12 protein-coding genes are annotated in these 13,960 nt (G+C 44.1%); 5 read left to right on the top strand and 7 right to left on the bottom strand.

All coding sequences use genetic code 11. From position 1 onward, the window contains the following. The first annotated feature begins 113 nt into the window (after positions 1-113). The 3 genes from NI389_RS04325 to NI389_RS04315 all read left to right on the top strand — a co-directional run bounded on the left by NI389_RS04325 (position 114) and on the right by NI389_RS04315 (position 3,667). Positions 114-650 carry a hypothetical protein gene (locus tag NI389_RS04325; protein ID WP_308361767.1) on the top strand — a complete coding sequence of 179 codons (537 nt, stop codon included), beginning with the start codon at positions 114-116 and terminating at the stop codon, positions 648-650. 251 nt (positions 651-901) lie between these two features. After that, on the top strand, positions 902-3,085 hold the full coding sequence (locus NI389_RS04320; RefSeq protein WP_308361766.1) for a jacalin-like lectin: 2,184 nt from the start codon (positions 902-904) through the stop codon (positions 3,083-3,085). A gap of 126 nt (positions 3,086-3,211) precedes the next feature. Continuing rightward, positions 3,212-3,667, top strand: coding sequence for a hypothetical protein (locus tag NI389_RS04315; protein ID WP_308361765.1), 456 nt, complete (start codon positions 3,212-3,214; stop codon positions 3,665-3,667). A 278-nt stretch (positions 3,668-3,945) separates the two neighbouring features. Here the strand turns inward: NI389_RS04315 and NI389_RS04310 are convergent, their stop codons facing one another. Further along, positions 3,946-4,560 carry a glutathione S-transferase gene (locus NI389_RS04310; RefSeq protein WP_308361764.1) on the bottom strand — a complete coding sequence of 205 codons (615 nt, stop codon included), beginning with the start codon at positions 4,558-4,560 and terminating at the stop codon, positions 3,946-3,948. A gap of 246 nt (positions 4,561-4,806) precedes the next feature. Here NI389_RS04310 and NI389_RS04305 point away from each other — a divergent pair, with 246 nt between their 5' ends. Beyond that, positions 4,807-5,910: a sensor histidine kinase gene (locus tag NI389_RS04305; protein WP_308361763.1), complete on the top strand. Its 1,104-nt coding sequence runs from the start codon at positions 4,807-4,809 to the stop codon at positions 5,908-5,910. A gap of 12 nt (positions 5,911-5,922) precedes the next feature. Continuing rightward, on the top strand, positions 5,923-6,555 hold the full coding sequence (locus NI389_RS04300) for a response regulator transcription factor (protein WP_308361762.1): 633 nt from the start codon (positions 5,923-5,925) through the stop codon (positions 6,553-6,555). Between the two features lie 64 nt (positions 6,556-6,619). On the opposite strand, the gene NI389_RS04295 is transcribed toward NI389_RS04300, so the two are convergent. From NI389_RS04295 to NI389_RS04270, 6 genes are all read right to left on the bottom strand, one after another. Continuing rightward, complete coding sequence (locus NI389_RS04295; RefSeq protein WP_308361761.1) at positions 6,620-7,126, bottom strand: hypothetical protein; 507 nt, start codon at positions 7,124-7,126, stop codon at positions 6,620-6,622. Positions 7,127-7,156: 30 nt separating this feature from the next. Then, positions 7,157-7,336 (bottom strand): hypothetical protein, encoded by a 180-nt coding sequence (locus NI389_RS04290; protein WP_308361760.1) that lies wholly within the window; start codon positions 7,334-7,336, stop codon positions 7,157-7,159. Between the two features lie 131 nt (positions 7,337-7,467). Next, positions 7,468-9,441, bottom strand: coding sequence for a TonB-dependent receptor plug domain-containing protein (locus NI389_RS04285; RefSeq protein WP_308361759.1), 1,974 nt, complete (start codon positions 9,439-9,441; stop codon positions 7,468-7,470). Between the two features lie 185 nt (positions 9,442-9,626). Next, a complete protein-coding gene (locus tag NI389_RS04280) occupies positions 9,627-11,648 on the bottom strand; it encodes an endonuclease (RefSeq protein ID WP_308361758.1) in 2,022 nt (673 codons plus the stop codon). 291 nt (positions 11,649-11,939) lie between these two features. Then, the gene (locus NI389_RS04275; protein WP_308361757.1) at positions 11,940-12,725 is read right to left on the bottom strand and encodes an NPP1 family protein; all 786 of its coding nucleotides are present in this window, start codon (positions 12,723-12,725) and stop codon (positions 11,940-11,942) included. Positions 12,726-13,054: 329 nt separating this feature from the next. Then, the gene (locus NI389_RS04270; RefSeq protein ID WP_308361756.1) at positions 13,055-13,918 is read right to left on the bottom strand and encodes a CPBP family intramembrane glutamic endopeptidase; all 864 of its coding nucleotides are present in this window, start codon (positions 13,916-13,918) and stop codon (positions 13,055-13,057) included. Positions 13,919-13,960 lie beyond the last annotated feature (42 nt).

The following is a 13,960-nucleotide window of genomic DNA, read 5'->3' as shown; positions in this document are numbered from 1 at the left end:
ATATATTGTATACAATAAATGATTCAAATGGTGTTCATTCAAACAAACTATTTACGTTGTTTGCGCGACTAACTATAGGAAACTAAATACTATGTCGTCGAATGGAGCGAATTATGCGATTCAAAATAACACTTGCTTTGATTGCTTGTATGGCATCAATAGCTGCGGCTGCAGGTTCACAGTCTGCGGATAAAACGAAACCGGCGCGTTTAATTGCCTACAGCGACTGTCAGCCAATTCTGGATGTGCCATTGAATGAGTTGCAATTGGCGGCTTATGATCGGTTAAAAGAGCAGCAGCGTGAATTTGATAGGGTGGCGATACCTCTCAAAAAGGTGGACGAGCTCATTCAATCACATGATGATGAAATTGCCGACATTCGTCACGCCTACGCTGATGTTGCAGAGCGAGAGAATGATAACCAGCGCCGCATGGAAGCGGCTAGTCAAAAACTAGATAGGGCGCTTGCGGGGATGGCGTCAGAACTTAAGCAGATAGATGTGCAAAGTGACGCACTGCAAATGGCCGCAACGGCATTTGATAATACTATTGAGCCAACACTTGCGGGTCTTGACTACGATCAAATTCAAATCTTAAGAGAAAACCAAACGTCTAGAATGTATTGCAATGGTGTCGCTGTGAATCATTAAATTTGGCCACGTTTTTTATAGGCAAGTCATCGTCTTGAATGCTTGCCTATCGTTAATCTTTTAACGTTTTTAACTATTTTGCTACTTTGTTTTTCAACTTCCTCATTCTTTGCACTTTCCCCCATTTTAATTACAGATACCAATCATATCGGTGTTTGATTGGCCAACTTGGTTGCTCGTACCAGAATGATGCGGTCCGCGTGTTCTGGCTTAAGGACCTACTGTGTAATGAAAAGGAGAGGAATTTCACCATGAAACAACGTAATAAATTCAAAAAACTCGCATTCCTGCTGGCGAGTCTAGTCGTCGCATCAGCAATACCTTGGTCAACTAATGCAGCAATAGACACTGATGATGACAAGGTAACCCGTCTCGATTTACAAGGACAAATCGATAACTTTGCGCCGTTTTCCAAGACACTTTGGGCAGGTGCGCACAACGGTTACGCTTCTTACTCTTGGAGCAAGGGAACCTATACCGATGTGAATCAATATTACTCACCAAAAAGCCTGTTAAGTCGCGGTATTCGCGAAATGGAATTTGATATTTACCCTGAAGGCACGTTCGATTCGACGCCAATGCTTTGCCACAATTCGTTAGAGAATAAGGCACTCTGCTCTAGTTTCCATGCCAAGTTATCTGAAGGCTTAGACGATTTGAAGTCGTTTTTACAAGCTAACCCTGATGAAGTGATCTTGCTGAAGATTGAAGCTTACAAGCACAACGATCACAATAATTGGCATAACAAAATTGGTGAGCGACTGCAAAACGACATCGGTGACTATTTGCTGCTGCCGTCAGATTGGGGATATCCAGATAAGAGCTGCGCGTCATTACCCGTGTCACATCTGACGAAACGCGACATTCTCGCGGCGGGCAAGCAAATCGTCGCGGTTGTGCAAACACCACGTGATCACAGCGACTTGTGTTCTTATCACAGTGCCGGCAACTACTCAAAATTTTGGAATACCGTGTTCATCGGTGTTGATGCCTTTGATTCGAGCGGCAACCTTAAAAGTAACCAACCCTTTTGCCAAAACGGCAACGATAAATGCGTCAGCAATGACCAAACATCGCATTACAATGCGAGAAACATGACGGTTGTCATCGATGATGCGACACAGCTAAATACAGACGGTCCAAGTTCAAGTAAAACGGGCAGTAAAGTGATGAGTAGCTGGGCCAAAAAAGGGGCTCAGATTTTGGAACTTGCTTTAGTCGAGGCGAATAACACTAGTGCTGCAAGTGGTTATGGGGCGAATGAAGTTCAAATCGAGGACTACATTTGGTCTTGGAAAGCGAACAGACCAAATGGAAATGGAGATTGCGCAAGCCTTGAAAACGATGATGCGATTGCCGACAAAGCGTGCACTACTTACCAGTATCACACTTGTGTCGACGAGGACCGAAACTGGAAGCTTTCGTCTGAAAAAGGCACCTGGCACATGGGGTTTGCAAGCTGTAAAGCGTTAGGGGGTACTTACACGTTTGGTATGCCATTTAATGCCTATGAACAAGTTCAGCTACTCAATGTTATTGGTTCTAGCAGCGAGAACCATTGGGTGAATTACTACAAAGCATTTGACGATTTTTGGCTTTCAAACGCTACAAACTACATTGATTGGCAGTTCATTGAGAAAAGCGCAGTGGGTTCAACGAACAAAGGCGACGCTTTTGACGGTATCGGCATGTTAAAACGTAAAGCACTGGTTGGTGGTTCGTATAACTTAAAATCGGTTCGTATTCGTTCTGGCAGTCGAATCAATGGATTGCAAGCGTGCTATGAGACCACACAAAGCGTCAGTCATGCGAGTGTTGGCACGTCAGAATTATGTGTAACCTATGGAGGGAGCGGTGGAAGCTGGGGCAGTACGTTAAGTTTTGATAGCAGTAAAGGGCAATACTTAGACGACGTGAAAATCTGTCGAGATGATGAAAAATATGGCTACGACACGGTCTACTATTTGAAATTCACCTCGAGCACGGGCAGTACGATTTCGGGTGGTACTAGCTCTGGTAGTTGCACCACATATACCTCAACCTCAACACAGCAAATATTTGCCTTTCACGGCACGGAAGGGAGCGAAATCGATTCACTCGGGATTTATAAAATCGCTAACTCATTTGTGAATGAAGGTTTATATGCAACGGATTGGTTAGACAAAGATGATCCCTCAAGTGGTGATAATGAGCTTTTTAACACGCACAAAACAGCGGGAAATATCTCCGCAAGCTGCGAAGCCAGTGACATTGCCGCTATTGTCGCGCGAGTTGTGGACACGAAGTTAGACGCGAGTCTCACGGGGCAAAAACTCGTCAACGATAGTTCCGGTTTTGCTTGTTGGAATTCCAGTAATGGTGGCAGTAGCAGCAAAACAACGTGTGAAGATTACGAAGTAAGGTACTTCTTTACTAAGGCGAGTTGTTTGCCATAACTTAAATACCCGAAAGCGCCGTTCAGGCGCTTTTTATTGTTATATTTTTCATGCTGTTAGAGTTTCTCTTATCGACTTACATCAGCCTTCGTGGTAGTTTGCCTGTACCTAATTTGATGGCGCTGGATGATGTTTGCAAATCTCGGAACTCGTTTTCAATCACTGCCACGGTGGCGCAAAACTGTGGTCGTGATGTATGTTGGTTTGTTGTCGTTTGCCTGTTATGAAGCATTGGTCAACGACGCATATAAATTCATGGTGAGCATGGCAAGTATGTCTTACTTGGTTGTTTTCGCGATGGGTGGTTTTTATCGTGAAAATGACGTAATACGCTATGTTGATGTACCTCTGTCACTGCTCAATGTAACCCAAGATACGCTTCATTTTGGAGAGCACGATTTCAATATCCATGACATCAAAAAAATGGTACTTGAAGTGGTTGAAGAGAAGGCATATTTGTCATTGCCATACAACCCAGTGTCTGTTGGAGTGACTGCGCAGTTCAGTTTCCCAATCCAAGAGTTATATGCCGTTAGATCGTGGTTAGAGCACAGATTACCACACGTTAAAGTACTAAATTAGCAAGCCTAGTACGTTAGGAATTGCTCTTACGAACAAGGCGTCAAGGTGTTTATTGTCAATATTAGTTATCAATCCGCGATAGTTTAAATTGAAAAAAATCTCGAGGCACATATTAAATGCTTGGACAAATATTACGAGGCAGTTTTTTTACTGTCAGGTCGTAAAAATCAGCTCACTGAGGGGCGGGTATCCTTGCTCGAATAGACTCTCAAGAGGCATTACAAGCTATCTTAGCGGAAGACTAATTGGGCGTAGTAATACGCCCAATCTACACGACACTAGTGCGTAGCGTAGTATTCGACAATTTTCGGATGCTGCATGAGCTGATTAAAGAAAGTTTGGAGTGTTGGGGCGTGCTCGGCGACAAGTGAACTGGCAATGTGATCCAGTCTTCCGCTGTTCAACCATGCCAAATGAGCAAGCGTTTTAAGGTCTGCAACAGACAGTGTGTTTTCAATAAAGTAGTTGTTGTTACCCAGTTTTGTCGCCAACCAATTTAAATGCGGAATCAAATAGTCTTGAGTGACTTTTTCGCGCGCCTCGATAAGAGCGTCGCCTTGCAAACCAAACGTACTCACGATCCGGCTTGTGACGTCTTCTACCGACCCCATGATTTCTTCACAAAGTAGAGCTTGTAAATCATCTTTTGGATATAAACCGGTGAGTTTGCCTGCGTAGGTGGTTATTGCATTACTTTGTGTCACCACTAACCCGTCAATGTCGAGTACGGGTACTTGCCCAAGAGGCGTTGATTTGCGCACTTCTGGAAATTCACTATAACTAAAGCGATAGTCTTCAAATTCAATACCGCCAAGGTACAAGGCCAATCGAATCGGTTCTGCGCGCCCGCCATGTACATCGAAATACGTCAGTTTGAGTTTTGCCACGTCCATTGCTCCTAAGCAAGTTTAAACGAAAAGAGTTGCGTCAACATTGGGAATGAAGATATCCAAGGCTGATGACAAAATAGAAATACCGAATTTAATTTGGTGGCAACGGTCCTTTTTCGCAAGTCTTTGGTTCATAAATATTCAACTGCATGAACCGTGATGCCCATGCCAAAAGTCACGATTTGCCTTTGAGGCTTGGTTTTTGCACTCAGGCTGTCTATGATGGCTCAAAAAAAGAAACGAGCCGTTATGCCTTCCGCACACGATAGATTTAATCCAACACTCTGTATTTCAGGGCTTTTAGCGGCCATTATTACGTTGGTGATACTTAAAACGCCCGAAACAACGGTTCAGTTGCACAGTTTTATTGGGTTGTTTGGTGCAGCGTTCCTTACGTTAAACTTATCGGCATTCCTAAGCCGTCCTCAATCAATTCGTGTTGCTGCCATCTTCGTGCAAATAGCGGCTTATTTTGGCGTTTGCCTCACAACGTCACATTTTATGAGTGCGATCCTGCTGGTGGTATTAGCAGGTCAACTGCCGTTTGTGTTTTCCATGCGTCTTGCTGTAATGGTGTTGCTCGGCGTGAATACTGCTGCATTTACGATCCATACGACCTTTTATGAATTGAACTGGTTGAATGTACTTGTCGGGAATTTACTCTACGTTGCGTTTCAACTGTTCTCTTTGGCAGTGAGCCGAAACGTAGTACAAGAGCAATTGGCACGAGCCGCTTTAGAACTTAAAAACGCGGAGTTGGCCGCGACACAAACAATGCTGGAACAATCCGTGAGAGTATCCGAAAGATTGCAGCTCAGCCGTGATCTTCATGACATTTGTGGGCATCAGCTTACGGCCCTGACTTTAAACTTAGAATTTTTGTCTCATCAAGCGACGTCCCCTGTGAAAGAGGGAATTTTGGAAACGAAACAAGTCGCCAAAGAATTACTGGCTGAGATCCGCAAAGTTGTTCGAGCGCAGCGAAGCCGAATGGATATCGACCTAAAACGCGTGTTGACCGAACTAATAGAGCGAATATCAAGTCGACACATAACCTTTACCTGTGACTTAGGGGATCATGCTATCCCAGATCTCACCGCTGAAGCGATGTTTCGTGTTGCTCAAGAAGGTCTAACGAATGCACTGAAACACAGTCAAAATGATGTGAACGTCACGCTAAACATCGCTGAAAATACACTGGTGCTTATAATTCGAAATACCTTACAGGGAAAAGCGAAATCGCAAGGTGTTGGATTGAAGACCATGACAGAGCGCATGCAAGCCGTAAAGGGCACGTTTAACGTGACACACGATCGCGGTGAGTGGGTGTTGGTTGCTCGTGCTCCCGTATAAAAAGGAAAATCAATGATTAAAGTTGCATTAGTTGATGACCAAGCGCTGGTTAGACAGGGGATTGCGAGTTTGTTGTCCCTGAACACCGTATTTGAACTGTGTTGGCAAGCGGGTGATGGCCTCGAAGCCTTGGACAAAGTCGATAAAAGCCCAGTGGATGTGCTGCTGGTGGATGTTCGAATGCCCAAAATGGATGGCATTGCCTTTCTAAAAGCATTACGCCAATACAATCACACGGTCAAGGTCGTGATGCTTACCACCTTCGATGAGCCCGACCTGTTTATTGAAGCAATGCAAGCAGGTGCAAATGGCTTTTTGCTCAAAGACGTAGATAGTCAGAAACTCGCAGAAGCACTAGAAGCCGTGTTTGACGGACAAACGTTGGCAGAACCTATTCTTCTTGGCCAACTAACCAAGGAACAACTCAGTACGTTTGCTGACCCCAATATTGAGCCCCTAAATGACCGAGAATTAGCAATCTTAAAGTTAATGGCCGCGGGCTATTCAAATAAAGAAATTGCCGATGCGGTCTTTCTTGCTGCAGGGACGGTGAAAAACCATGTCTCAACAATTTTAGCGAAACTAAATACGCGAGACCGCACCCGCGCAGTGCTTAAAGCGCTGCACGCAGGGTTATTGGATTAGTCTAAATAACATAGTATTGAGTACGAATTTTCCTATAGTCGTTTGCTTCTAGTCAGCCTTTAAGTCATGTCAAATGACGTTTTTTTTGAGAATAGTTTTTTATTGATTCAAATATTACTGATAGTTGACTCATTGGTATTCTCGCTCTACGAGTACTATCTTCGGAGCCTTGCGCTGATAGTTCTTGAGAATGTTCGAAATCTGATAAAGCGTCTTCAGTGGTTTTAGTTTTAGACCAAATCGTCAGAGTGTATCTATCGCCTGATCTAACACTTACAGTCAAAATATACTCACCTAGTCTAAAGTTTACTCTACGCCCATGACTAGGGATTGAGTACTTTATTTTTAGTAAGTCCAGAGTTGGAATGACCTCGGAGTACAACCTTTGAGAGTTCTTTTTGTCGACGGCTACTGTAGCAGCGGTAACATCGGCATCATCCGAAATTTGTATTTCTTGAGCTTCATTATGATAGGATTCAATGAAATTAGTGACGGCATCAACAAGTGTCTCATTCCCATCCCAGAAATACTCTCCATCGAGTCTAGAATTATCAAGTATGTTATGAAGCATTGCCTCAACTCTGCGTGCATCAAGGTTGGTTCAAGCTTTAACTATTGCTATTTTTACAGGGCTTTTTGTACCTAATAACTCTTTTTCTCGTCGTGCTGGATGATCCGTGGTAATCCCAATCTTTTTAATTGCTGGAAATGCGGATTCTGGGTCGAATTGTTGGAGTTTTTCAGAGAATATAGGTTCTGCTATATACAACGTATTTTGCATTATTATTCATTCCTTGTTTTTCATTTATTATTTCAAGTAGTTACTGACTATTTTGCAAGAACTACATACGACCACAATGTAGCCTTAAATGCACACACTGGGCAAGGAAAGAAGATTGTGTTTTGGCAGCATTAGAACTTATAACTCACATTTAAATACCAGCTTCTGCCTTGGCGTACGGGGAGGGTGTTAATCCGTTTGCCTATAAAATCAGGATGATAAATATCCTCATCGGTGATGTTGTATCCATAGAGACTGATTTGAGTATTGGTGAAACTCGGACTGAATTGACCTAAGTCTAAACTTACTTTGGCGCTCCACAGGGCGTACTGACTTGCTGCAGGGTTATACGCTTGCCGAGCAGGGTTTTGCACCGCAATGTCAGTTGCCTCGGTGACGTAATTTTGGAAAACCCCAATGCTGACACCATGCATCGATTGGTAAATTGCACCCATTTTAAAAAGGTGGTTTGGCACAGTCGTAAAGTTCTCGATGTGGGTGTCCGTTTCATTAAACTGATAGCTGTAACTTGCCATTAGATGCCAATGTGCGTTGAGGTTATATTTGCCTTCGAGCTCCCACCCATCAAGGGTTAATTTACCCTTATTTACAAAATCAATCACGTTGTCAGCCGCTCGTTCTCGAGCCACGAGTTGACTGAGTTTGCTGTGAAAAAACGTTGCAGCGAGTTGGACTTGTTCAGAGTGATAAAAGAGTTGGGCATCGGTTGTGGTGATTTCTTCTGGTGCTAGGTTTGGATTTCCACGAAGGCCGCCACGAATAGAGCCATCAGGGTTTGTGAGTATGAGGGAAAAACCCGTTTCAACGCCAAACGCAGCCCTGTAAGCTTGTGCTCGCATGAGTTTAAAACCAATATTTTGGGTGAGTTGATACGTTGCACCTAAACGAGAAACTACTTTCGCGTCGAGTTGGTCTGCTTTATTCCATTGTAAACCTGCAATGAGTTTTAACGCTTCAAACGGTTTATAGTCGACCTGCGTGTAAGTTGTGTACCATGTTGCGGTAAAGTCCGGTACGGGTGCTTTAGCAAGCCGAGCTTCAGAGCCCACATCTTGATACCAAAGCGTAGCGCCAATCACCCAATTTAACTGTTCAGAAGGGCGATAAAGCGTGGTGATTTCCAACGTAGTGTCTTTGGATTTACCAAGATAGTTGTAATGATCGAAGGTCATCGTCGAGTACGATAAATGACTTTGCATTAGCCAATCAGTATCAAGATTTAACTCATGGCTAATATCGAAAAATAAGCGTTCTGACTCCATGGTTCGGTCATCAATTGCTGGGCCAGCGACCCAGTCGGCTGATGCGCCAATAAACAGCTGTTTGCTGCTTGTGTAGAGTAAGTTCGCTGAAATATTGCCATAGGTTGCGTCAGCAAAGAGACCTACGTTTGTTTCACCGTAATCGGTTTGGCCGAACACATGGTTGTTATCAAATGCAGCAAAATCCCATCCTTGTTCATCAAATAACTTGAGCGCAATGTTCCCCTTAAATGCTTCCGACTCGATATGAGTAGACAGTTCCAATGCTTTGGTATCGAAGCTGCCAAAGGTTGCTGTCATCTGTGACGGCTGTTGTTTTGAGGTGATGATATTCACGACACCAGAATAGGCGTTAGTGCCATAAAGTGCAGAACCCGGACCTCGAATGATTTCAATGCGTTCAATAACACTCAGCGGCAAAGCGGTATAAACAGAAAAATTAACACCTCCGGCATAAGATTCTCGAATAGGGCGACCATTTAAGAGCATTAAGACATGGTTATCGTAATGGCCGAGTAAATCCCCGCGCATTGACATTACGTTTTGAGGAAAAAAGTTTGAGCCGGTCATATGGACACTGACAACTCGTTCAAGTACCTCAACAAGGTTGTTTGCACCAAAACCTTTGATTTCTTCGCGGCTAATGACGGTATTTATCGCAGAGGATTCCGTAAACGATTCTTTATATTTACTTGCTGTTTCAACGGTCGTTGCAAGAAGTTCATCTAACGATAAGTCGAACAAAGCTCGTTCATCTGATTCAGCCCACGCACTGGGTAAGGTGACAAGCAGTAGAGGCCAAAGAAGAGAGCGTTGCGCCATGTAAGACTCCGTTTGTATGTGTACGCGCGAACTAGGTTAACTGTAGTTAGCTCAGCAAGTTATTACAAATAATTGGACGGAATTTGTTCATAAAAAAGCCCAGTTTTGCGTTGGTATACGGCCAACGGAAACTGGGCTATTAGCACCGTGCGCTGCAGTAGTGAACGCACAATATCGGGGGATGTTTATTGGTTAAATTGCAGTGACCAACTGTTCAGTGTACCCGTGTCTTGTTTGTAGTTGTCTGATACTTTTAGCGTCCAAGTTCCTTGGCTTTTACTGGTTGAATTGACTGGGAATTGTTCGACAACATTTGCGACGCCGTCGTTGCCGTTTTTCTCTTTCAGAGAATATTGACTGCCATCAGGCGCAACAAGGGTTAGGGCAATATCACCACGATAGCTGTGGGTGATGTTTACACTGACCATTACATTCCCAGATACCCCAGTTTTTGAAACGTTTAATGTAGAATCAACATTACCATTATCCGGAATTGCAATTTGGTTGCTATTGGTAAACAAGCTTGGTTCTTGCGGGGTGCTGCCACCAAAGGATTGTCCGGCATTGATTTGACCGAACGACGCATCTTGTAAAGCCCACGTAAAGGCATTTGAGTTTGTGCCAGATCCCGTCAATTGCAATGACTTACCAACGGGCGATGTGGTGGATTCGCTCAACCCGATGTCCTGAGAGGTGACTCCTTTGGCAGGGCCGTCCGTCGCGGTAAAACTTCCTTCATAGCTGATAAACTGCACAACCTGATTGGCCGCATTGACTAACGCAATACCATCGGGCCCCCCGTTTTGCAGGCCTGAAATAGCAAACGAGGCTGTACCAAACCCATTGCTTTGATTGCTAAGCGTACCGCTCAAGGCCACTGTTTTATATGCTGCACCGCCATTTCCATTGTACGCGATAAGCTGCCATCCATTTAGATTTAATCCAGCACTACCGGCAACCTCAACACCTTCATTTACATCAGTACCATCGTTGTCATAATGCAATTCGTTGATCCAAATACCTTCGGTGACTTGTGTTGCTGGCATCAACCACGATGTGCTGGCTGGTGTGGATTGATTACCGAGAGTATTTTGCGCATAAAGACGATATTGGTAACGTACGCCGTTACTCACCGAGTTATCGATATACGACGTGGTGGTTATGGTTGCTAAGGTTGCTTCTGCGCTGGTGTCACTTTGGCGAGTAATTCGATAGCCCGTTAGGTTACTTTCTGTGTTGGCTTGCCATGTTAGGCGAATTGAGCCATCACCTGACACCCCAGAAAAACCAGATGGTGTGGCTGGAAGTTGTCCAGCAGGGGTACCCGTACATTGATTTTCAAATAAACAAGTCGCGTATTCAGGGTGATCAACAAATGGGTTACGATTGCCTTGAGCTTGATAAACGGCTTCATTGTGGCGACGTTCGAAATCATCAACAGGGTCTTCACGGTTCCAACTAATGAGTACGGATTTCAATCCCATATAGGCTGTTGCTTCATTGCCTCCTGTATTTGAGGCCTCAATCAATGCACGGTTGTCCGTTAATTCTAAGTCTGGCTCAGCCACGCCTGTCGTTGAATGCACGCCACCTTCATAGCGAACAGTTAAATACATAAGTGCACGAGCAACGTCACCACGGCGAGCAGGCCAAGTTTGCCAAATGCCATCTGCAGCGCCACTGCCAAGCGTTAAGCTCACGTCCAAAACGCCACCGCCACGACCATTATTCACTTCAGTGGTCTTCACAATGCAGGCTGCATCGCTACAAAGCGCGTACGGTTTATTGTTACGACTGGAGTTATAGCTGCTGTTAGCAATAAATAAGTGATGCAGATCTGTGTAGGGGTAATTGTCGGGGCCATCGTTTGGGAAGCCATATGATTTTGGCCAAGAATGCTCTCGGTTGTAGTTTGTGTTGCCGCCACCCGCTTTGATATAGCTGGCATTTTTGTATAAGTCGATGACATTTGCGGTATTCGCAGGGTCTTGATCTGCAAGCTCTAGCACGTCCCATGTGTCAGTTGTTGATGCCGTATAGGGGATCTTGGTGTGACCTTTAATGATATCGTGGAGACTCGATTTTAACGTGGTAGCGGACGACGTATCGGCCGATTGATAGTAATTGTTTGGGATTGCACTGAATGCTTGAAAAGAAAGCGCTGCAGCGCATAGTCCCGTCAAAGGTCTGTAAATTGAAATTTTCATAGCTAACCGTGTGTTATTATTAAAGTTATATGGCGCTATCCATGCATTCGAAGAAGAACTTCCGAACTACCCAAACTGTTCAACTTTGGGATTGTGCATCAACTAAGTTACTCAATTGTTGCAGATTTGTGATTTTACATATTTACTCTAATTTGGGAAGAAATTATTTGCTTTATTTTTGAGCAAGGAAGTGTTTGTGTTGAAATGTAAGTGAAAACGACAAGATTAATGCCGTTTTCTGATGGGCTGCGTTGTGCTCGATGATTAAACGCATTCAGAATCAAGCGAACATTATTGTGAATGTTCTACATCATATTCTGTGAAGGAGGGGTATTCGGCAGGTTTGAAGCGGTTTACGTTGTACAGAAAGCGACTGTCTTTTACGGGTAATGTCGCAGAACCATAATCGTACGAGTTTAGTTTGCTTCTCAGTTCTAAATTTGAAATACCGTCGCCTGTCATGCGATACCAACTTATGATGGCGGGGGTGACGAAGCGATTATAGGCGTTTTCAGCATATTCATTGTTTTTAGCGAAGCGCATTGCATGCGTTAAAATGCCATCTTTGTGGTAAACGATTTTAAGGTGGCCGTTTTCCATTGGTAGCTCATTTTTAGGCTTTGTATTTAAGTCTCCGTGCGCGCTATAGCTACCGTGTGTAACCAACCCATTTTTTGTCCAAACTGCGGCGTATTCCCAGTCGTGCCGATGGCCTCCACCAAAGTAATCAAAAACTTGGTCTTTCTCAAAATACAATGAGTAAAAGTGCGCGCAGTAGTAGCCAGTTGCGTTGTCTTGACAGACATAGCGGTGCACGGTGTTCGACGTATTGAGAAAATGGTTATCTCGGCAATCGCCAGTAATTTTCCCTGAGGTTTTTAATCCAGCATTTTGTTGGCCTGAACGATTAATGCCGGCACTTGGTAAACAACCATCACCATCGAAATCGAAAACCGGCTCAGTGCCATTAATGACGTAACTTGGCGGTAGAGCCTCATTAAGTGCTTGAAAATCGCTCGCAAGTGCAGGGTGCGTGAGCGCAATAAAGGTGGAGAGTGAAAGTAAATGTCGTGTCATGTGCAGAGTATCCTTTGCGGTTGTCATGTAGAGTATTTATTTTAAATTAACATTTATTTCACTTTTAAGCGGGTTACATGAAAAGTGCAAGAACATTTCATTTATTTATACAGAATTCAAATAGGATAGAAAGGGGGTAAAAGCACAATGAAATAGATTAACTCATTGAATAAAAGTTAAAAAATTTGTTCAATGTTTAGTTTTAGCCGTTCAAGCTATGGACGTGTAAAAGCACGCCGAGGATGCAAGTGGTACATCCCTGTGACTACCGCGTCTAAATTGCCAGTTGCTGTAGCCACAAAGAGAAGACCGACATTTGCTTATCGCGTCTAGAGATCAATAGGAGCAAGTTTAGGATAAGTAAAAAAGGCCAAGTGGATAAAGTTGACCGTGAAGTGACTCAACACGGCAAGCGAAAGCCGACCTGTTGAGGCGTAAACGTAGCCATAGCCACAACCGGCTACGGTTGCCACCAATACGTATTCCAACCCACCCGCAAAATGAGCTGCACCAAATAATACACTGCTTATCAAAAGTGCCGTGACGGCACCAAAACGATTTAGAACTTGTCCTTGAAGTGCACCGCGGAAAAAAGCTTCTTCAACTGTACAGGTGATAAGCAGGTTATTGAGCGCAAACAGCCACCACCAAGAAGGCAGTCCCATTTCAAGCTCAATGAGTTCCAGTGTCATGGCGAGTGGGAAAATACTCCCAAACAACAAAATCAGTATGAGTTTAGAGCGAGGGGTGAGACCCAAAGTCCCGCTGCTAACCGAGACTTGCTTGTCGAACAAAAAGGGATAGAGTCCAGCTAGGATGAAAAGCACCAATGCTTTATCGAAATTTAAATACATAGAAAAGGCTAAACTGGACTCACTCTTAAATTCTTTTTCAAGCCATTGTGGATTATTAAATCCAGGTAATAAATGTGTCGCAAGAAGCACGCAGGCCAGTAACAGCACTCCAGTAAGTAACGATTTTAGCGGTGGTTGTTGCACTTTGGTGTGAGCGTATACCAGTAAGCCGATCAGGGCTATCACCGCGAGCCCCATTGCAGAGATGATCCCTGAGGCAAAGCTGGTTGCGATGGTCATGACGCCGAACAAAAAGGCAATGTTGCGAGAAAAGAACAGCGCGGCGCTCGCGAAGAGTAATAAAATGGTGCTAAACAGCGGTAAGAGTGTGTCGTCCACGGAGTTTCCTTCAACGTGATGAATGGTCGTTCATCTTAAATT

The organism is Pseudoalteromonas xiamenensis (assembly GCF_030994125.1).
GTDB classification, from domain to species: domain Bacteria; phylum Pseudomonadota; class Gammaproteobacteria; order Enterobacterales; family Alteromonadaceae; genus Pseudoalteromonas; species Pseudoalteromonas xiamenensis_B.
This window is presented reverse-complemented; position numbering and strand designations above follow the sequence as displayed.